The organism is Rhodococcus sp. DMF-1 (assembly GCF_021441945.1).
GTDB classification, from domain to species: domain Bacteria; phylum Actinomycetota; class Actinomycetes; order Mycobacteriales; family Mycobacteriaceae; genus Rhodococcus; species Rhodococcus ruber.
Map to the genome: position 1 here is coordinate 2,191,272 of NZ_CP090442.1, position 19,596 is coordinate 2,210,867.

A 19,596-nucleotide genomic window follows, 5' to 3' on the forward strand; every position below is an offset into this window, starting at 1 on the left:
TGGGATCGGTTTGCAATAACGCGGCCGAGGACCCGAAGGAGACCCGTTGAGCGTTGCCGACACCGGCCCCGGCGGCGACGCCAGCGCCGCGCCCCCTCCGCACGAGGACTGCCGTCCGGGCTCGGCGGCACCCGCCCCGGCCCCGGCTCCGTCGCGGGAGACCCTCGCCGCCGCCGGCGAGCTCCTGCGCGCCCTGGCCGCACCCGTGCGCATCGCGATCGTGCTACAACTGCGCGAGTCCGAACACTGTGTCCACGAGCTGGTCGGGGCGCTCGGCGTCACCCAACCGCTGATCAGCCAGCACCTGCGCATCCTCAAGGCCGCAGGCGTGGTCCGCGGCGAGCGCGCCGGACGCGAGGTGCTCTACCGTCTCGTCGACGACCATCTCGCCCACATCGTCGTCGATGCCGTCGCCCACGTCGAGGAAGGTTGACCCCAGCCGTGCCGCCCGCCCCCAAACCCGTCGTCGGAGTCCGCTCCACCAGACAACGCAGTGCGATCTCCGCGCTGCTCGACGAGATCGAAGAATTCCGTTCGGCCCAGGACCTGCACGACGAACTGCGCCGGCGCGGCGAGGGCATCGGCCTGACCACCGTCTACCGCACCCTGCAGTCCCTTGCCGAAGCCGGCACCGTCGACGTGCTGCGCACCGACAGCGGGGAGTCCGTCTACCGGCGCTGCTCGTCCGGTCACCACCACCATCTCGTGTGCCGCGCGTGCGGATTCACCGTCGAGGTGGACGGGCCCGCGGTCGAGCGCTGGTCCCACGAGGTGGCCGAGGACAACGGCTTCGTCGACGTCAGCCACACCGTCGAGATCTTCGGCACCTGCCGCGAGTGCGCGGACGCCGAGCCCCCAACCTCCCGCTGAGCGCAACCTCCCGCTGAGCGCAGCCTCCGCTGAGCGGTGACCCTCAGCGGCACCCGCAGCCGTCGCAACCGCACCCGCCCAGCAGATCGCCGGTCTCGCCGCCCGGCTCGTCGAACACGCACGCCCGGCCGCCGAGCCGCGTTGCGAGGTCGGGAGCCGACGGCACCAGCGCCGCCACGACCGCGACCGCGCGCGCCAGGTGCGCCGGCACCAGCGGGTGCGCCGGGACGCGCTGCACCGCCGTCACCCGATCCTGGTGGAGTTCGAGCCTCGCGTCCGGCCACCGCGCCTGCAGGTCGACGAGGACCTCGGCCGCGCGGGTGCGACCGGCGATCCGCTCCACCAGGTACGTCGTCAGCTCCACCACTCCCGCCCGGGAGTCGACGACGACGTAGGTGAGCACATCGTCGACCCAGATCGGCACATCGCCGTCCGTGTCGGGTTCGATCTCCTCGGCGAGGACCGTCGACAGGACACGCAGCACGGCCGCGCGCAGCGCGTCGTCGTCCCCGGTGACGATCGGGAGGTCCCAGTCGAGTTCGCTCACTCGGATCCGCCCGTACCCGCGACGGCCGAGCGCGCGTCGCCGGCACCACCGAGCACGAGCAGCAGCATCGTCGTCAGGGGCGAATCGTCGAGCCCGGTGGCGGGAAAGGAGTACCGGAGCACCACGTCCGCCTCGGCGTCCCGCTCGACGAGGTGGATCGACCCGAACTGCAGCGCGTCGGCTGCCGTGGCGACGCGTGTGCGCAACGCGTCGTCGAGTGGCAGGTCCCACGCGAGGATTCCGGTCAGCGACACCACGTCGAGGCCTTCGGTGAGGGTCACCACCCGCACGGCGCAGGGCACGCCCGCGTAGTCGAATCCCAGCGCGTCGTCGCCGTTCGTCCTGGGTTCGTGCAGGGCGACGAACTCCGCCAGCGCGGACGCGATCCGCTCGCGCAGGCCCAGTCCGCTCGGGTCCATTCCGCCGGGGTCGGGTGCCCGATCGCCCGGTCCGGTCCCGGCGTCCGTCACTTCACACCCCCGAATCGACGGTCGCGCGAGGCGTACTCCACACACGCGGCCCACAGGTCCCGACGGTCGAAGTCGGGGAACATCTTGTCCTGGAACACCATTTCGGCGTAGGCCGACTGCCAGAGCAGGAAGTTCGAGGTGCGCTGCTCACCGGACGGCCGCAGGAACAGGTCCACGTCCGGCATGTCGGGTTCGTCGAGGTACCGCGCCACCGTGGCCTCGGTGACGCGTTCCGGGTCGAGCTCACCCGCAGCCACACGACGCGCGATTTCCCTTGCGGCATCGGCGATCTCGGCGCGACCCCCGTAGTTCACGCACATGGTGAGGGTCATCACGTCGTTGTCGCGGGTCAGTTCCTCGGCGATCTCGAGTTCCTTGACGACGCTGCGCCACAGCTTGGGCCGTCGTCCGGCCCAGCGCACGCGCACCCCCATCTCGTGCATCTCGTCGCGCCGGCGGCGGATGACGTCCCGGTTGAAGCCCATGAGGAAGCGCACCTCGTCCGGGCTGCGCTTCCAGTTCTCGGTGGAGAACGCATACGCCGAGAGCCACTTGACGCCCATCTCGATGCAGCCGCACACCGTGTCCATCAGCACCGCCTCGCCGCGTTCGTGGCCGGCGGTGCGGGGCAGGCCGCGTTCCTGCGCCCAGCGTCCGTTGCCGTCCATGACCAGGGCGACGTGCCGCGGGATCAGTTCGGGCTGCAGCCCCGGTGGGCGGGCGCCGGACGGATGCGGGTCGGGTGGCCGGATCTCGCGGTCACGCGATGCTTGCGGGGTGCGGCGTCGAATCACGCCCCCCATCCTGCCCGACCGTCTCCCCCTCCACAGTCACGGCATGGGGACGACTGCGTTCGATGAGGGGCAGGGTCCGCAACTGCCGCTCCAGATGCCACTGCAGGTGGGCGGCGATCAAGCCGCTGGCCTGCCCACGCGTGGCCGCGGACACCGTTTCGGTGCCCTGCCAGCGACCGTGGAACAGCGCGTCCATCAGGTCCAGCACCCCCGCGCCGGGGGTCGCGGCACCCGGCGGACGGCACCGCACGCACACCGCTCCCCCGGCCGCGACATGGAATGCGCGATGCGGGCCGGGCTCGTCGCAGCGGGCGCAGCGGTCGATCGCCGGTGCCCAGCCTGCGTAGGCCATCGCGCGCAGCAGGTACGCGTCGAGAATCAGCTCCGGCGGCCGGATCCGGTCGGACAGCGCACGGAGGGCACCGACGGTGAGGCGGTGCAGTTGCGGGACGGGAGCGCGTTCCTCACCGGCGAGCCGTTCGGCGGTCTCGAGCACGGCACACGCGGTGGTGTAGCGGCCGTAGTCGTCGACGATGTCGGCACCGAACGCGTCGACGGTCTGGACCTGCGTGACGATGTCGAGGCTGCGACCCGGATGTAGTTGCACGTCGATGTGCGCGAACGGCTCGAGCCGGGCCCCGAACTTCGAGCGGGTGCGGCGCACACCTTTCGCGACGGCCCGCACGAGCCCGTGGCGACGGGTGAGCAGGGTGACGATGCGGTCGGCCTCGCCCAGCTTGTGCTGGCGCAGCACCACCGCGTGATCCCGGTACAACCTCACGATCCGAGTCTGTCACGTCCGGCCGACACCGGGCGCACCCCGCGTCCGCATTCACCCGATCGGCTCAGGTGGCGCTGCGCTCCTCGGCGCCCATCGCACCGAGCACGGCCTGCCGGGCGGCCGGACCACCGGTGATCCGGCGCTCGCTGACACCGTTGACGAGCAGCCGGCCCCAGCGCTGCTCGTCGAACTCGGCGGGGGCGGTGGAGTCGAGGAACTCCTCGACCACCCGGACGAACCTGATGGGGTCGTCGCGGAACGGGAAGTGACCGGAGTTGCGGAAGACCTCGAGCCGGGAATGCGGCATCGCCGAATGCGCCAGGTGCGCGTGCCCGACCGGGATCACACTGTCGTGCTCACCCCAGATCAGCTGCACGGGCAGGTCCTCGGTCAGATAGCAGCGGTCGAGCATCGTCACCACCTGACCACGCCAGTCCACGACGGCGCGCAGCGTGCGCAGGAACGCCTCGCACGCCGTGGGATCGGGCAGGCCCCCCAGAACCCGGATCAGGTCCGAGGTGTCGTGCAGCAGGACACCGGGACGCAGGGGCGTGTCGTGCCATCGGCCCAGTAGCCCCCCGGCGATACGCACAGCGGGCATGGCACCCGGGATCCGCAGCAGCTTGAGCGCCTCGCTCAGCCCCGGCAGGGACAGTGCCCGCAGGGCGGGGTGCACGTCCTTGGTGACGCCACCGGCCGAGACCAGCACGAGCCGGTCGATCAACTGCGGGAACTGGTACGCGAACTGCATCGCGACACCGCCGCCGAGGGAATGCCCGACCACCGTGACGCGGTCGATGCCCAGCACCGACAGCAGATCTCGGACCCCGTTGGCGTATCCGGCGACCGAGTAGTCGCTGCGGGGCTTGTCGGAGCGGCCGTGGCCGAGCAGGTCCGGGGCGATGACCGTGTACTTGCGGGCCAGATGCGGGATGATCTCCCGCCAGGTCGAGGAGTTGTCGCCGATCCCGTGGATCAGCAGCAGGGCGGGCCCGTCACCGGCGATCCGGAACGCGCGGCGGTAGCCGTGGATGGTCCGGAAGACCACCCGCGTCTCCGTATCCGGTACGCGCCGGAGGGTGCGTGTGCGTGATGAACCCATGTGTAACTCCTGCCAGCCGGTCTCCACGACATCACGGGAGGCGCCCGCGATATCCCCGGGGGCATACCCAGCGCCCCGCCGCTGATGGCCTAAATGTGACGAGCATCACATCTTTCGGTGCGGGCTCTCGACCGGAGCCACTGGAACACGTTACTGTTCGTTCGAACGAACAGCACAGGAGGACGCCGCCGTATGACCGCACCCCGCGCCGACACCCGCGCGCCGGGCCTCGCCGCCGAGGCCGCCGCCCTCGCCGCGGGCGCCATCACGTCCGTCGCCGCGACGCGGGCCGCCCTGGACCGCATCGCGGCCGCCGATCCCGCCCTCAACGCCTTCCGGAGCGTCCGGCGGGAGCGGGCCCTCGCGGAGGCCGAACAGGCCGACCGGCGTCTCGCCGCCGGGGTCCGCCTCCCTCTGCTCGGCGTGCCGGTCGCGGTGAAGGACGACACGGACATCGCACAGGAGGTCACCGCCTTCGGATGCGCCGGCGAGTTCACCGTACGCGAGCAGGACGCCGAGGTGGTGCGGCGACTGCGGGCCGCCGGTGCGGTGATCGTCGGCAAGACGAACACCCCCGAACTGGGCCAGTGGCCGTTCACCGGCGGCAGCGCGTTCGGTCACACCCGCAACCCGTGGCACCGCGACCGCACCCCCGGCGGGTCGTCGGGGGGCAGTGCCGCGGCGGTGGCAGCGGGGATGGTGTCCGCGGCCCTCGGCTCGGACGGCGCCGGATCGGTCCGCATACCGGCCGCCTGGACCAACCTCGTGGGTATCAAGCCGCAGCGCGGGCGGATCTCGATGTGGCCCGATCCCGAGGCGTTCTACGGCCTGACCACGCACGGCCCCCTCGCGCGCACGGTCGCCGACGCCGCACTGCTGCTCGACGCGGTCGCGGGCGGCCACGTCGGCGACCTGCACGAAGCCGAGGCCGTCACGGTGTCCGACGCCGTGGGCCGCGACCCGGGCCGGCTCCGCGTCGCGCTCTCGTTCGCCCTGCCGTACACCGCTACCCGCACCCGGCTGCACGGCGAGATCCGCGCGGGGGTGGAATCCCTGGCCGGCGCCCTGCGCGCCCTGGGCCACGAGGTCGCCCTCGCCGACCCCGCCTACGGCCCACTGCTGGGCCTGAACTTTCTGCCCCGGTCGATGGCGGGGATCGACGACTGGGTGCGACGCCTGCCGGACCCCGCCCTGGCCGACCCCCGGACCCGGGCGAACGCGCGCACCGGCCGGTTGCTCCGCGGCCGCGCGCTCCGTGCCGCCCGGGCCGCCGAACCGCGCATCCGCCGACGCATCGGCGCGATCTTCGACCGGTTCGACGTGATCCTCGCCCCCACCACGGCGACCCCGCCCCCGGCGGTGGATGCGATGGACGGACTCGGCGGCTGGGCCACCGACAAGGTGATCACCGCCGCCTGCCCCTACACCTGGCCATGGAACGTCCTGGGCTGGCCCAGCGTGAACATCCCGGCGGGATTCACCGGATCGGGCCTGCCGATCGGCGCCCAGCTCATGGGGCACGAGAACGCGGAGCCTGTGCTGATCTCCCTCGCCTCCCAGCTCGAGTCGGAACTGCGCTGGGATCGTCACACGCCGCGGCGATGGTGGTGAGCGCGATGGGCACGGATGTCCGCGGCAGAATCGTCGCGGCGACCCTGCACCTGATCGGCACGGACGGCATCGCCGCGGTCACCAACCGCCGCATCGCCGCCCGGGCGGGGGTCTCGCTCGGGTCGATCACCTACCACTTCCCCACCCAGTCCGATCTGCTGCGCTCGGCGCTCACGACGTTCGTCGCCGACGAGACCACACGACTGCGCGAGCTCGCGCAGGAGTACCGGAGCCGGGATCCGAGCCTGGTCGACGCCGCAGCACTCACCGAGCAGGTGGCCGAGGACCTGTCGTTCTCGGCCGAGCGGATCGCCCCGTTCGAGCTCTACATCCAGGCGGGCAGGGATGCCCAGCTGCGGGACGCCGCGGCACAGTGCTGGTCCGCCTACGATGCACTGACCGCCACCATTCTCACCGAACTCGGCGTTCCCCGAGCGGAATCGATCGCGCCGACGCTGGTTGCCACGATCACGGGCCTGCAGCTGCGGCGCCTCGCCACCGGCGGCGCGGTGGACATCGCGACCTCCGTCCTGCACCTGGTCCGCAGTGCGGTGTCCGCGGACACCGCCGGAGACGACGCGGCCACCGATCACACCACGGTGGCGACGACGAAGACCACGTAGGCCGCGAGGGCGCTCCGCACGACGACGTCGACCGACCGGCGCGGGGCGCGCACCGCGAACAGGACGGAGGCCGTCGCCAGCAGCGCCCAGCACACCGGGTGGCCGTAGCGGATCGCCGCTTCCTGCACCCCGGTCGTGGCGCCGGCCTTCGCCGGCACCACGAACACCCAGAGCACGGCGAGCCCGAGACACAGTGCCGCGAGAACGACGCCGACCGCGGCGCGATTCCGCGTCACCACCGCCCGCACACCGCTCGCCGAATCACCGTTCACGGCTGCCTCTTCCGTGTTCGCGGGCCGGGGCGTGTCCCCGAGACCCCGGGGACCACCGTAGATCAGAAGCCGAGGCGGCCGAGCTGCTTCGGATCTCGCTGCCAGTCCTTGGCGACCTTGACGTGCAGATCGAGGTAGATCTTCACACCGAGCAGCTTCTCGATCTGCGACCGGGCGGCGGTACCCACCTCGCGCAGGCGCGCACCGCCCTTGCCGATGACGATGCCCTTCTGGCTCGGCCGCTCCACGTACAGCAGCGCGTGCACGTCGAGCAGTTCGCCCTGCTTCTCGGTTCGACCCTCCCGCTCGGAGATCTCCTCGATCACGACCGCGAGCGAATGGGGCAGCTCGTCGCCGAGCCCCTCGAGCGCAGCCTCGCGGATCAGCTCGGCCATGAGCGTCTCCTCGGGCTCGTCCGTCAGCTCCCCGTCGGGGTAGAACGCCGGGCCGGGTTCCATGTGCGAGGCGAGAACGTCGACGAGGACCTCGAGCTGTTCCCCCGAGGTGGCGGACACGGGAACGACGTCCACGTCGGGTCCCAGCAGCTCGGACACCGCGAGCAGCTGCGGTGCGAGTCGTTCCTTGCTCACCTTGTCGATCTTCGTGACGATGCCGATCAGCTTCGTGCGCGGGGCAACCTGCCGCACCTGTTCGACGATCCAGCGGTCACCGGGGCCGATCTTCTCGTCCGCGGGAATGCACACGCAGACCGCGTCGACCTCCGAATAGGTGTCGCGCACCAGGTCGTTGAGCCGCTGCCCGAGCAGGGTCCGCGGCCGATGCAGGCCGGGGGTGTCGACGAGGATGATCTGTGCGTGTTCCCGGTGGACGATGCCCCGGATGGTGTGCCGGGTGGTCTGCGGACGCGACGAGGTGATCGCAATCTTGCTGCCCACGAGCGCATTCGTCAGCGTCGACTTGCCGGTGTTGGGGCGGCCGACGAAACACACGAAGCCGGAACGGAAGTCGGGATCGGTCAATGCAGAACTCCTCGTCTGTGGTGCCGCCGAACGGGTCGGCACGGGGTGTGGGGCCTCGGCGACGAGGTCACCCGTCGACCGGCTCCTCGGCGACCGCGGCGGCCTCCTCGGTCGCGGGAACCCGTTGCACGTACACGGTGTTGATGCGGACCCGGCCGCGGGCGTCGCGGCCGCCCTCGCCGCGCAGCCGCAAACCGTGGATCTCCACCTCGGAGCCCGGCAACGGTACCCGGCCGAGCACGAATCCGAGCAGTCCACCGGCGGTGTCGACCTCGAGATCGTCGAGCGCGACGTCGAACAGGTCACCGAGGTCCTCGACGGGCAATCGAGCGGAGACCCGGAAGGTGCCGTCGCCGAGATCCTCGACGGGGGCGATCTCTGCGGTGTCGTACTCGTCGGCGATCTCGCCGACGATTTCCTCGATGATGTCCTCGATGGTGACGAGACCGGCGATGCCGCCGTACTCGTCGACGAGCAGCGCCATGTGATTGCGGTCGCGCTGCATGTCGGCCAGCAGATCGTCGAGACGCTTGGAATCGGGGACGAACACCGCCGGCCGCATCACCTCGGCCACGGTCACGCTCCGGCCGCCGTCGCGTGAATAGTAGGTCTGCTGCACCAGATCCTTCAGGTACACGACGCCGCGGATGTCGTCGACGTTCTCGCCGACCACGGGGATGCGGGAGTGCCCGCTGCGCACCGCGAGCGAGGTGGCCTGGCCGGCGGTCTTGTCCGCCTCGATCCACACCATCTCGGGACGCGGCACCATCACCTCGCGCGCCGTGGTGTCACCGAAGTCGAACACCGACTGGATCATCCGCCGTTCCTCGGCCGCGACGACGCCACGCTCCTGAGCCATGTCCACCAGCTCGCGCAGCTCGATCTCGTTGGCGAACGGCCCGTTCCGGAATCCGCGGCCGGGCGTGATCGCATTGCCGATCAGGATCAGCAGCCTGCTCAGCGGGCCGAGCAGCACACCGATCACGCGCAGCGGCACCGTTGCGCCCAGGGCAATGGAATACGCGTGCTGGCGGCCGAGGGTGCGCGGACCCACGCCGATCACCATGTAGTCCACGAGCACCATGACCACGGCAGCGGTGACCAGCGCCCAGGTGTGGTCCATCCGGTCGAGCAGCGCCGCCACCAGCACGACCGTCGCGGTGATCTCGCACAGAATGCGGAGCAGCACCATCAGGTTGACGTACCGGGGGCGGTCTCCGAGGATCACCAGCAGCTTCTGCGCGCTGGGCCGTTCCCCCTTCGCCAGTTCCTCCACCCGGGCCGGGGAGACCGTGTTCAGCGCCGAGTCGACCGCCGCGAACAATCCGCCGAGCGCCACCAGCACGACGGCGGCGACGACGAGCGCTGGGGCACTCATGCCGGTGCTCCGATCACGACGCCGCTACCGCTCGGTCGGGTCGAAGAACCCGGCCTTGCCGAGGAGCTGCTGGTCGCGGGCGGCGAGCCGGGCCTCGTGCTCCGCGCGCCGCAGTTCCTCGTACCACTCCTCGAGGAGCTGATTCTGCAGACCGAACATCTCCTTCTCCTCGTCGGGTTCGGCGTGGTCGTAGCCGAGCAGGTGCAGAACGCCGTGGACGGTGAGCACCGCGAGTTCGTGCGCGAGTGAATGGCCGGCCTTGTCGGCCTGTTCCGCAGCGAAGGACGGACACAGCACGATGTCGCCGAGCATCGAGGGGCCGGGCTCGGGAGCGTCGGGGCGGCCGCCGGGTTCGAGCTCGTCCATGGGAAAGGACATCACATCGGTGGGGCCGGGCAGGTCCATCCAGCGCATGTGCAGATCGGCCATGGTGCCGGAGTCGACGAGCACCATCGACAGTTCTGCGGCGGGGTGCACGTCCATCCGGGCGATGACGAACCGTGCGATGTCGATCAGGTCCTCCTCGGCGACGTCCATCCCCGATTCGTTCGAGATCTCGATGCTCATCTGTGGAGTTCCTTCTGGGCAGCTGCGGACACGGCGGGTGCGAGGCGGGAGGGGCCCTCGGTCGCGGTCACCGGCGCGGCACCCGGTTCTGGGCCGCTGCCCGCCGCTGGGCGCGGTTGCCCATCGCGACGCCGGCCGGCCGATCGGCCTCGAATCGCTCGTAGGCGTCGACGATGTCGGAGACGAGCCGGTGACGCACCACGTCGCTGCTGTCGAGGACCGCGAAGTGGATGCCGTCGATGCCGTCGAGGATCTCGGCGGCGGCGGCCAGCCCGGAGCGGGCGCCTCCGGGCAGGTCCACCTGTGTGGTGTCGCCGGTGACGACGATCTTCGACCCGAAGCCGAGCCGGGTCAGGAACATCTTCATCTGTTCGGCGGTCGTGTTCTGGGCCTCGTCGAGGATGATGAACGCGTCGTTGAGGGTGCGTCCGCGCATGTACGCCAGCGGTGCGACTTCGATGACTCCGGCCTGCATCAGCTTCGGGATGGCTTCCGGATCCATCATGTCGTGCAGCGCGTCGTGCAGCGGGCGCAGGTACGGGTCGATCTTCTCGTGCAGCGTGCCGGGCAGGAAGCCGAGGCGCTCCCCCGCCTCGACGGCGGGACGCGTGAGGATGATGCGGGTGACCTGCTTCGACTGCAGCGCCTGCACGGCCTTGGCCATGGCGAGGTACGTCTTGCCGGTGCCGGCGGGCCCGATGCCGAACACGATCGTGTTGGTGTCGATGGCGTCGACGTAACGCTTCTGGTTGAGGGTCTTGGGCCGGATGGTCTTGCCGCGCCGGGACAGGATGTCGAGACTGAGGACGTCGGCCGGCGCGTCGGACAGGCCCTGCGTGAGCATGCCCACGGTGCGGCGCACCGCGTCCGGGGTCACCGGCTGCCCGCGTCCGACGAGGGTGACGAGTTGCCCGAGCACCCGTTCCGCGAGCGCGACGTCCGCGGGCGCGCCGGTGAGGGTGACGGAGTTGCCGCGTACGTGGATGTCCGCGCCGAGTGCCCGTTCGAGGGCGATGAGATTCTCGTCGGCCGAGCCGAGCAGCGGTGCCGCAGCTTCGGGAGGCAGGTCCAAGTTGGAACGGACGGTGGTCCGTTCGGCGTTCCCGGTGTCTCGGGTGTCGTCTGGTTCACTCACGTGGACGGTACGGCCTGCTTTCGGGTCGGCTGGCGCACGACGGGTGTCGTGACGATGTCAGTCTAGCGCCGGGTGTCTCCGCGCCCCACCGCATTGCCGCCCGGGGCGGGTGCCCGGTGCTGATCCCACGGCGTTCGCCGGGCCCGCTGGACGACGGCGACGGCACGCTCCGGTGGAACCCCCATCAGGACGAGGGCGGCCAGGGCGACCGACTCACCCGCGTCGTGCACCATGCCGCGGTTGGCCTGCTCGAGGGTGGCCATCGTGAGCCCCTCGAGCATCCCGACGAGGACGACGGGCGGCAGGTACGCGGAGAACACCCCCGACCGGCGGCCCCGCTCCACGATCGCGAGGGTGCGGGTGCGCAGCGGGGCGATGAGCTCACCGATGCGCTCGTCGCCGACCTCCTTGCGCGCGAAGGACAACAGCACGCGGAAGCGGTCTCCGACGGGCCAGGTCATGAGGGCGGCGACGGCGAGCGCCAGGTCGGGTTCCTCGGGATCCGGCCGGTCGACCGCCGCCGCGAGCGCGGCGGCCGCCTCCTCCGCGATGCCGTCGACGAGCGCCTCGCGGCTCGGGAAGTGGGCGTAGACGGTGCGGCGCACCACGCCGGCAGCCTGGGCGACGTCGTCCATGCTGGCGTCCGGGTCGGCCGCGAAACACCCCATCGCCGCCTCGAGGATCCGGGCTCGGTTCCGGCTCGTCCGCCGCCGCGGCTCCCGGCCCGGTTCGGCCACGCTGAACACCTTCTTCCACCGGAGAGTGTGACGTCCGTCAACTTTACTTGCACACAGGTGTGCAACTTTCTAACTTGCACATGGATGTGCAAATTGCCGCCGCACCGGCATGTCGTGAGGAGCGCCGATGACCTCGAGCCTGGTCCGTCCGGCCACGGATCCCACCCGCCCGTATCCGCGCCGGTGGGCCGGCCTCGCGGTGCTCTGCCTGAGCCTGCTGATCGTCGTGATGGCCAACACCGCACTCATCGTCGCGGCGCCGAGCATGCTGCGCGAACTGCAGCTGACCAGCACCGACCTGCAGTGGGTCATCGACGGCTACACCGTGCCCTACGCCGCGCTGATGCTGCTCGCGGGCGTCCTCGGCGACCGTTACGGCCGCCGGCGCGCCCTCCTCACCGGCCTCGCCGTCTTCGCCGGGGGCGCCGTGTTCGGCAGCCTCGCCGGCACCGCGGCCGAAGTGATCGGCGCCCGCATCACGATGGGCGTCGGCGCCGCGGTGATCATGCCCGCAACCCTGTCCCTGCTCGTCGCCATGTTCCCCGCCGCGGAACGACCCCGCGCAATCGCCGCGTGGGCCGCGACGTCCGGACTGGCGATCGCGCTCGGGCCCCTGCTCGCGGGGTGGCTGCTCGAACAGCACGCGTGGGGCTCGACGTTCCTCGTCAACGTGCCGATCGCGGCATTCGCCGCGGTCGGGGCGCTCGCACTGGTGCCGCCCTCGCGGGCCGAGCACGTCACCCGCATCGACTGGGTCGGCGGCGCCCTGTCCGTAGCCGCCGTCGGCGCGCTCGTCGCCGGCATCATCGAGGGTTTCCACTTCGGTTGGCACGCAACGGCGCTCGGCGCGCTGACGGTCGCCCTCCTCGCCGGCGGCGGCTTCGTCGCCTGGGAGCTGCGGCACCCGCAGCCGCTGCTGGCCCTCGGGCGCGTCGCCGACCGGTCCGTCGCAGGTGCGTGCCTGTCCGTGCTGCTGCTCTTCCTCACGTCGTTCGGGGCGATCTACTTCGTGGCGCAGCAGTTCCAGTTCGTGTTCGGCTACAGCCCGCTCGAGACCGGCCTGCGCCTGCTTCCACTGGCCGCCGCGGTCTCGGTCGGATCGGCCGTGAGCGGCCGGCTGGCGCCGCGTCTCGGCGCGCGCGTCGCGATCGGTGCCGGCACGGCGGTCGCCGCCGCCGGAGTCCTCACTCTGACCCTCCTCGACGCCGGTTCCGGATACACGATCTTCCTCGTCGCGCTCGTTCTCCTCGGCCTCGGCATCGGGCTGGCCGCTCCGCCGGCCACCGACCTCGTGATGAGCGGATTCCCCGAGGCCGAACTCGGCGCCGCGGGCGGCCTCAACGACACCGCCGTCGAACTCGGCGGATCCCTCGGCATCGCCGTGCTGGGCTCGGTCCTGGCCACCACGTACCAGCGTGAGATCTCCGCGTTCCTCACCGGACTACCGCTCGCGAACCTCGACGGGCCGACGGCCGCGCAGGCCGACACGGCCGTCGCCGCCGCGGGCGATTCCGTGGGCGGCGCTGCCCTCGTCGCCGAGGAGCTGGCGAAGAACCCGTTCGCCTCCTCTTACGCCCGACCGCTTCTCGACGCGTCGGCCGACGCGTTCTCGGAGGCGATCACGTCGGCGAGCCTCGTCGGCGGCGTCGCCCTGGCCGTCGGCGCCGTCGTCGTCACCGCGGTCCTGCCCCCGCGCCGCTGACCCGTCAGCCCTCCCGACGCACCCGCGAACCGATCGGCTCCGGGGCGAGCAGCAGCTCGCGCGACAGCGCCCAGCTGCGCGTCCGCTTGTCGAGGAACGCAAAGTGATCCTCACCGTCGACGACGTGCAGTGCCACCGGATCACCCGCGGCGGCCGCCGCCTCGGCATAGCGCTCGGCGACCCTCACCGGCACCTGTGCGTCTTCGGTGCCGTGCACGAGCGCGACCGGTACCCCGATCGGCACCCGGTGCCGGGGCGACGCCGACCGGTACAGCTGCGGGTCCGCCTCGTAGGGCTGACCGAACAGATCCTCGATGTAGCCCACCCGGCGGCCACGTTCGCCCGCGGACGCGAGGTCCAGCGCACCCGCCTGGGAGACGACGAGTTCGGGACGCACCTGCGTTCGCTGGCCCGCGAGCCACACGGCGAGCTGACCGCCGGCCGAGTGCCCGACCACCCGCACCCGGCCCGGATCGAGTGCGACGCCTGCGGTCCGGGCTTGCTCGACCACGGCGGTGGCGACGGCGTCGAGGGCGGCGACGATGTCGGCCGACATCTCCGGCCACCGCCCGCCCGCACCGATCCGCCGGTACTCGACGTTCCAGGCCGCCACGCCGTGCGCAGCCAGTTCGAGCGAGAGTGGCGTACCGAGGTTGAGGTGGTAGTCGCCGCTCCAGAAGCCGCCGTGGACGACCATCACCACCGGTACGGGCACGGCCGGGTCCGTGGCGTCCGGCAGGTACAGGTGGCCGAACTGCTGCGGCTGCGGACCGTAGGCGATGCGCACTCGGGACATGTCCTCGAGTGTGTCAGTGGAGCGGTCGCGCATCCCAACGCGGGGTCAGCACGCCCACCGCGCCCAGCGCGACCGCCGCGGCCGTGGACGTTCGCAGCACCGTCGGCCCGAGCAGCACCGGCCGCGCTCCCGCCGTCGTCAGCGCCGCCAGCTCGGCGTCGTCGACGCCGCCCTCCGGTCCGACCACGAGCAGCAGTTCGGCGGCGTCGGCCAGGGACAGCGAGCCGAAGGGGTCGGTCGCGGACTCGTGCAGGACCGCCGCGACACCCCCGCGAGCGACCGTCGCGCGCACGGCCTCGGCGACGTCCGCGGTCCGGTGGACCGGCGCTACCTCGGGCACGTGAGGACGCCGGGACTGCTTGGCGGCCGCCACCGCGACGGCCTGCCATCGCCCGACACCCTTGGCGGCCTTCGGACCGTCCCACCGGGCGACGCACCGCGCGGCCTGCCACGGCACGAACGCGTCGGCGCCCGCCTCCGTGGCCAGTTCTACCGCCAGTTCGGAACGATCGGATTTCGGCAACGCCTGCACCACGGTGACCCGGGGACGCGGTGCGGGGACTTCCCGACGGGCCAGGACACGGGCCTCGAGCCGGTCCTTCGCGGTCGCCGTCACCTCCACGTCCGCGACGTGGCCGCGCCCGTCCGACAGGACGAGGCGCTCGCCCACCGCGATGCGCCGCACCGTCGCCGCGTGGCGACCCTCCTTGCCGTCGAGGACCGCGACCGCTCCCGCGTCGGGCAGGGGATCGAGATAGAACAGCGTTGCGGCCACCGCGCGGCCTCAGCGCGCGCTGAACGCGTCGCGCAGTCGGGAGAAGAAGCCCCCGGCGTGCTGCGAGCCGGTGGTGACGACCTCGGGCACCTCGTGCTCGCGCTTGCGCCGGAACTCCTCGAGCAGCTTGACCTGCTTGCCGTCGAGCTTCGACGGGACGACGACCTCGAGGTGGGCATGCACGTCCCCGCGCACCCCGGAACGCAGTTTGGGCATGCCGTGCCCGCGGAGCACCACCACCGACCCGGGCTGAGTGCCGGGATCGACGGTGATCTCGGCGGGCCCGTCGACGAGGGTGTCGAGCACGACGGTGGTGCCGAGTGCCGCGTCGACCATCGGGACCCGGATCGTGCAGTGCAGGTCGTCGCCGTCGCGCACGAACACGTCGTGCGCCTGCTCGATGATCTCGACGTACAGGTCGCCGGCGGGACCGCCGCCGGGGCCGACCTCGCCCTGCGCCGCCAGCCGGATACGCATGCCGTTGCTGACACCGGCCGGCACCTTGACCGTGATCTGCCGGCGAGCCCGCACCCGGCCGTCGCCGCCGCACTTGCGGCACGGGTCCGGGATCGTCTCCCCGGCACCGCGGCACGTCGGGCACGGCCGCGACGTCATGACCTGGCCGAGGAACGAGCGCTGCACCGACTGCACCTCACCGGCGCCGCCACACGTCTCGCAACGCACGGCCTTGGAGTCGCCGTGGGTGCCGGACCCGGCACACCCGTCGCACAGGATCGCGGTCTCCACGGCGATCTGCTTGGTGACACCGGTGGCGCACTCCTCGAGTGTCAGCCGGGTGCGCAGCAGCGAGTCCGCGCCGGGCTGGACGCGGCCGCGCGGTCCGCGGGAGGTGGTCGCCCCGCCGCCGAAGAACGCCTCGAACACGTCGCCGAGACCACCGAAGCCGGCTCCCGAGAAGCCCCCACCCGCACCCGGACCGGTTTCGAGCGGATCCCCGCCGAGATCGACGATGCGCCGCTTCTCCGGGTCGGAGAGCACCTCGTACGCTGCGGAGATCTCCTGGAACCTCTTCTGCGCCGCCTCGTCCGGGTTCACATCCGGGTGGTGCTCGCGCGCAAGCTTGCGGTACGCCCGCTTGATCTCCTGATCGGTCGCGTTCTTCGACACGCCGAGCGTCCCGTAGTAGTCCCGTGCCACGTGAGTTCTTCGTCCTTCTCTATTCGCACAGCTAGTTGTGTCGTCGGATGGTCCGTCGGCGCCGACCGGCGCTCAGCGTTCGCCGAGCACCTCACCGATGTAGCGGGCGACCGCAGCCACCGACGCAATCGTCCCCGGATAGTCCATCCGGGTGGGGCCGAGCACACCGAGGCCACCGAAGACGGTGCCCGCGGCACCGTACCCGGTGGACACCACGGACGTGCCGCGCATCTGCTCGACCTGGGTCTCCTCGCCGATTCGCACCGTCACGCGCCCGGCGTCCTGTGTCGCCGCCAGCAGCTTGAGGACCACCACCTGCTCCTCGAGCGCCTCGAGCACGGTACGCAACGAGCCGGGGAAGCCCGCATGCGCGTCGAAGTCGGCGGCGTTGCGCGTCAGGTTCGCCGTGCCGCCGAGCACGAGCCGTTCCTCGGGATGTTCGACGAGGGTTTCCACCAGCACGGTCGCGCACCGGATGACCGCATCGCGCAGTCCGTCGGGCGCGTCCCCGGCGAGCTCGCTGACCGCGATCGATGCCGCGGCGAGCCGCTTACCGGTCAGCGCCGCCCCGAGCAGATCCCGCAACCGCGCCAGGTCCTCCTCGCCGAGAACGTCACCGAGCTCGACGATGCGCTGGTCCACCCGGCCGGAGTCGGTGATGAGCACCAGCAGCAATCGCGCAGGAGTCAGCGCAACGACCTCGAGATGGCGGACCGAGGACGCCGACAGCGTGGGGTACTGCACCACCGCGACCTGCCGGGTCAGCTGCGCCAGCAACCGGACGCCGCGGCGCAGCACGTCGTCGAGGTCCACGCCCGACTCGAGGAACTGCAGGATCGCGCGGCGTTCGGCTCCCGAGAGGGGCTTGACGTCGGCGATCCGGTCGACGAACTGGCGGTAACCCTTGTCGGTGGGAACCCGGCCCGAGCTGGTGTGCGGCTGGGTGATGTAACCCTCGGCCTCGAGCACGGCCATGTCGTTGCGGACCGTCGCGCTGGACACACCCAGGTTGTGGCGTTCGACGAGGGTCTTCGAACCGATCGGTTCCTTGGTGGACACGTAATCGGCCACGATCGCTCGCAACACCTCGAAGCGTCGTTCCTCGGTGCTCGACACCCCGCCCACCTCCGTCTCTGCAGTCGCACCCGGAACGGCACGCATCACCGCAGGACGGTGCACTGCGTGCCGTTTCGCTCCAGTTTAGTCGCCGGGCCGGGGTGGCGAGCGGCACGGCGCCCGCCGACGATGCGTCGTAAGTTGGTGCCATGATCTTCAAGGGCGTCCGGGACGGCAAGCCGTATCCCGACCACGGGCTCTCGCTGCGCGACTGGGCGCAGATCCCACCCCGGCAGGTGCGGCTGGACCAGATCGTCACCACCACGAAGGTGCTCGAACTCGACCGGCTGCTGTCCGAGGACTCCACCTTCTACGGCGACCTCTTCCCCCACGCCGTCCAGTGGAAGGGCGTGCTGTACCTCGAGGACGGCCTGCACCGCGCCGTCCGCTCGGCGCTGCGCAACCGCACCGTCCTGCACGCGCGGGTGTTCGACTACGACGTCCTGTTCCCGCACACGGCGGACGCAGACACCGCCGAGTCGTAGACGTCGCACTGCCGCGCGGGCATGGTGTCACGCCGCCGGGCGGTCGAGCCGGCCCGCCGCCGTGCAGCTCAGGGCGGCCCACCGCCGTGCATTCGGGGCGGCCCGCAGCCGTGCAGTTCAGGGCGGCCCGCCGCCGTGCATTCGGGGCGGCCCGCCGCCGTGCATTCGGGGCGGCCCGCCGCCGTGCAGCTCAGGTCAGGATCGTGCGCACCACGGCGTCGGCGAGGAGCCGGCCCCGGTCGGTGAGCACCAGCCGGCCGGCGCGCAGTTCGGCGAGGCCGTCCGCGACGACCGTCTCGGCGGCGCCTCGTTCGTCCGGGGTGAGCACGTCCAGCGGCAGGCCGGTGCGCAGCCGCACCTCGAGCATCACCCGTTCGGTGTGGACGTCGGCGGCGGTGAGCAGTTCGCTGCCGCCGACGGGGAGTTCACCGGCGGCGAGCGCGTCCGCATAGCGCGCCGGGTGCTTGACGTTCCACCAACGCACGCCGCCGACGTGGCCGTGGGCCCCCGGCCCGGCCCCCCACCAGTCGCCGCCGTCCCAGTAGCCGAGGTTGTGGGCGCACCGGGCCGACGGATCGTCGGCGCGCGCCCAGTTCGACACCTCGTACCAGGTCAGACCGGCGACCTCGAGCCGCGCGTCGATGCGCTCGTAGCGGGCCGCGAGCACGTCGTCGTCGGGGGCCGGCAGCTCACCCCGCCGCACCCGGCGGGCGAGCGCGGTGCCGTCCTCGACGATCAGTGCATACGCCGAGACATGATCGACCCCCGCCGCGAGCACGGCATCGAGGGACGCGTCGAGGTCCTCGTCCCGCTCCCCCGGGGTCCCGTAGATCAGGTCGAGATTGACGTGGCCGAACCCGGCGGCGCGTGCCTCGCCCGCCGCCGCGACGGCCCGGCCCGGGGTGTGCGTGCGGTCGAGTACCGCCAGCACGTGCGGGGCAGCCGACTGCATGCCCAGCGACACGCGCGTGTATCCGGCCGCACGGATCCGGTCGAAGAAGTCCGGGGACGTCGACTCCGGGTTGGACTCCGTCGTCACCTCCGCGCCGGGGGCGAGGCCGAAACTCGATCGCACCGCGCCGAGCACCTGCCCCAGGCCGTCGGCACCGAGCAACGACGGGGTACCACCACCGACGAAGACGGTCTGCGCCGGCGGAGACCCGAGTAGCTGCGCCGCGGCATCGAGCTCTCGGCGCAGGCCCTCGAGCCACGACTGCGGGGACGCCGACGTGCCGAGCTCCCCGGCGGTGTAGGTGTTGAAGTCGCAGTAGCCGCAGCGCGTCGCGCAGAACGGGACGTGCACGTACACACCGAACGGGCGGGAACCGATCCCGGCCAGCGCCGAAGCCGGCAGCTCGAGTCCTGCACCGACTCCGACACCCGTTCCGCTCACTCCCCCAGTGTTCCAGAAGGCCAGTGTTCCGGAAGGCCAGTGTTCCGGAAGGCCAGTGTTCCGGAAGGCCAGTGTTCCGGAAGGCCTGTGTTCCGGAAGGCCTGTGTTCCGGAAGGCCTGTGTTCCGGATGGCCGGTGTTCCGGAAGCCGCACGGGGCTGTCGCTCGAACACGACCCGGACACGCCACTCCGGGTCCGGCCCTGCCACCTCGGCATTTCCCCGATTTCCGGTGTAAATACCGCCACGTTTCGAGAACAGGGCCGTGACATGGCACAATGGTCCCCATGACCGGACCCGGAGTGC

At 71.5% G+C, this 19,596-nt stretch carries 22 protein-coding genes; 6 read left to right on the forward strand and 16 right to left on the reverse strand.

Annotated elements, in window-relative coordinates; genetic code table 11:
* Nucleotides 1-46: 46 nt before the first annotated feature.
* Nucleotides 47-433 carry an ArsR/SmtB family transcription factor gene (locus LZP97_RS10035; protein ID WP_010594271.1) on the forward strand — a complete coding sequence of 129 codons (387 nt, stop codon included), beginning with the start codon at nt 47-49 and terminating at the stop codon, nt 431-433.
* Between the two features lie 8 nt (nt 434-441).
* Nucleotides 442-870 (forward strand): Fur family transcriptional regulator, encoded by a 429-nt coding sequence (locus LZP97_RS10040; protein WP_010594270.1) that lies wholly within the window; start codon nt 442-444, stop codon nt 868-870.
* Between the two features lie 43 nt (nt 871-913).
* Here LZP97_RS10040 and LZP97_RS10045 read toward each other — a convergent pair whose 3' ends face one another.
* The 5 genes from LZP97_RS10045 to LZP97_RS10065 all read right to left on the reverse strand — a co-directional run bounded on the left by LZP97_RS10045 (nt 914) and on the right by LZP97_RS10065 (nt 4,564).
* Nucleotides 914-1,417, reverse strand: coding sequence for a T3SS (YopN, CesT) and YbjN peptide-binding chaperone 1 (locus LZP97_RS10045; protein ID WP_017680331.1), 504 nt, complete (start codon nt 1,415-1,417; stop codon nt 914-916).
* Entirely contained in the window at nt 1,414-1,887 is a 474-nt protein-coding gene (locus LZP97_RS10050) for a hypothetical protein (RefSeq protein ID WP_010594268.1), read from the reverse strand. Before LZP97_RS10050 ends, LZP97_RS10045 begins: the two co-directional genes overlap by 4 nt.
* Entirely contained in the window at nt 1,884-2,690 is an 807-nt protein-coding gene (locus tag LZP97_RS10055) for an isoprenyl transferase (protein WP_040275176.1), read from the reverse strand. The genes LZP97_RS10050 and LZP97_RS10055 overlap by 4 nt, the downstream gene beginning before the upstream one ends.
* Entirely contained in the window at nt 2,647-3,462 is an 816-nt protein-coding gene (gene recO, locus LZP97_RS10060; RefSeq protein ID WP_082061366.1) for a DNA repair protein RecO, read from the reverse strand. Before recO ends, LZP97_RS10055 begins: the two co-directional genes overlap by 44 nt.
* Before the next feature lie 64 nt (nt 3,463-3,526).
* On the reverse strand, nt 3,527-4,564 hold the full coding sequence (locus LZP97_RS10065) for an alpha/beta fold hydrolase (RefSeq protein ID WP_026137655.1): 1,038 nt from the start codon (nt 4,562-4,564) through the stop codon (nt 3,527-3,529).
* A gap of 192 nt (nt 4,565-4,756) precedes the next feature.
* Here LZP97_RS10065 and LZP97_RS10070 point away from each other — a divergent pair, with 192 nt between their 5' ends.
* Together LZP97_RS10070 and LZP97_RS10075 are read left to right on the forward strand one after the other, a co-directional pair.
* Nucleotides 4,757-6,175, forward strand: coding sequence for an amidase (locus tag LZP97_RS10070; protein ID WP_048770824.1), 1,419 nt, complete (start codon nt 4,757-4,759; stop codon nt 6,173-6,175).
* Nucleotides 6,166-6,798, forward strand: a complete 633-nt coding sequence (locus tag LZP97_RS10075; RefSeq protein WP_017680326.1) for a TetR/AcrR family transcriptional regulator — start codon at nt 6,166-6,168, stop codon at nt 6,796-6,798. The genes LZP97_RS10070 and LZP97_RS10075 overlap by 10 nt, the downstream gene beginning before the upstream one ends.
* Here the strand turns inward: LZP97_RS10075 and LZP97_RS10080 are convergent.
* The 6 genes from LZP97_RS10080 to LZP97_RS10105 all read right to left on the reverse strand — a co-directional run bounded on the left by LZP97_RS10080 (nt 6,765) and on the right by LZP97_RS10105 (nt 11,867).
* Nucleotides 6,765-7,070, reverse strand: coding sequence for a hypothetical protein (locus tag LZP97_RS10080; protein ID WP_010594262.1), 306 nt, complete (start codon nt 7,068-7,070; stop codon nt 6,765-6,767). The two genes, LZP97_RS10075 and LZP97_RS10080, sit on opposite strands and share 34 nt — an antisense overlap.
* Nucleotides 7,071-7,132: 62 nt before the next feature.
* Nucleotides 7,133-8,050, reverse strand: a complete 918-nt coding sequence (era, locus tag LZP97_RS10085) for a GTPase Era (protein ID WP_010594261.1) — start codon at nt 8,048-8,050, stop codon at nt 7,133-7,135.
* 67 nt (nt 8,051-8,117) lie between these two features.
* A complete protein-coding gene (locus LZP97_RS10090) occupies nt 8,118-9,428 on the reverse strand; it encodes a hemolysin family protein (protein WP_017680325.1) in 1,311 nt (436 codons plus the stop codon).
* 24 nt (nt 9,429-9,452) lie between these two features.
* Nucleotides 9,453-9,995, reverse strand: a complete 543-nt coding sequence (gene ybeY / locus LZP97_RS10095) for an rRNA maturation RNase YbeY (RefSeq protein ID WP_003937044.1) — start codon at nt 9,993-9,995, stop codon at nt 9,453-9,455.
* A 67-nt stretch (nt 9,996-10,062) separates the two neighbouring features.
* Nucleotides 10,063-11,130, reverse strand: coding sequence for a PhoH family protein (locus LZP97_RS10100; protein ID WP_010594259.1), 1,068 nt, complete (start codon nt 11,128-11,130; stop codon nt 10,063-10,065).
* Nucleotides 11,131-11,192: 62 nt separating this feature from the next.
* Nucleotides 11,193-11,867: a TetR/AcrR family transcriptional regulator gene (locus LZP97_RS10105; protein ID WP_048771123.1), complete on the reverse strand. Its 675-nt coding sequence runs from the start codon at nt 11,865-11,867 to the stop codon at nt 11,193-11,195.
* Nucleotides 11,868-11,994: 127 nt separating this feature from the next.
* On the opposite strand from LZP97_RS10105, the gene LZP97_RS10110 reads away from it, so the two are divergent.
* Nucleotides 11,995-13,569, forward strand: coding sequence for an MFS transporter (locus LZP97_RS10110; RefSeq protein WP_040275171.1), 1,575 nt, complete (start codon nt 11,995-11,997; stop codon nt 13,567-13,569).
* 4 nt (nt 13,570-13,573) lie between these two features.
* Here LZP97_RS10110 and LZP97_RS10115 read toward each other — a convergent pair whose 3' ends face one another.
* From LZP97_RS10115 to hrcA, 4 genes are all read right to left on the reverse strand, one after another.
* Nucleotides 13,574-14,365, reverse strand: coding sequence for an alpha/beta hydrolase family protein (locus tag LZP97_RS10115; RefSeq protein WP_048771121.1), 792 nt, complete (start codon nt 14,363-14,365; stop codon nt 13,574-13,576).
* A gap of 13 nt (nt 14,366-14,378) precedes the next feature.
* Nucleotides 14,379-15,140 (reverse strand): 16S rRNA (uracil(1498)-N(3))-methyltransferase, encoded by a 762-nt coding sequence (locus LZP97_RS10120; protein ID WP_048770821.1) that lies wholly within the window; start codon nt 15,138-15,140, stop codon nt 14,379-14,381.
* Between the two features lie 9 nt (nt 15,141-15,149).
* Complete coding sequence (dnaJ, locus tag LZP97_RS10125) at nt 15,150-16,298, reverse strand: molecular chaperone DnaJ (protein WP_048770818.1); 1,149 nt, start codon at nt 16,296-16,298, stop codon at nt 15,150-15,152.
* A gap of 72 nt (nt 16,299-16,370) precedes the next feature.
* Nucleotides 16,371-17,414: a heat-inducible transcriptional repressor HrcA gene (gene hrcA, locus LZP97_RS10130; protein WP_017680320.1), complete on the reverse strand. Its 1,044-nt coding sequence runs from the start codon at nt 17,412-17,414 to the stop codon at nt 16,371-16,373.
* Between the two features lie 149 nt (nt 17,415-17,563).
* On the opposite strand from hrcA, the gene LZP97_RS10135 reads away from it, so the two are divergent.
* The gene (locus LZP97_RS10135) at nt 17,564-17,899 is read left to right on the forward strand and encodes a type II toxin-antitoxin system VapB family antitoxin (RefSeq protein ID WP_040275169.1); all 336 of its coding nucleotides are present in this window, start codon (nt 17,564-17,566) and stop codon (nt 17,897-17,899) included.
* 190 nt (nt 17,900-18,089) lie between these two features.
* Here LZP97_RS10135 and hemW read toward each other — a convergent pair whose 3' ends face one another.
* Nucleotides 18,090-19,292, reverse strand: coding sequence for a radical SAM family heme chaperone HemW (hemW, locus tag LZP97_RS10140; RefSeq protein ID WP_040275167.1), 1,203 nt, complete (start codon nt 19,290-19,292; stop codon nt 18,090-18,092).
* Nucleotides 19,293-19,596 lie beyond the last annotated feature (304 nt).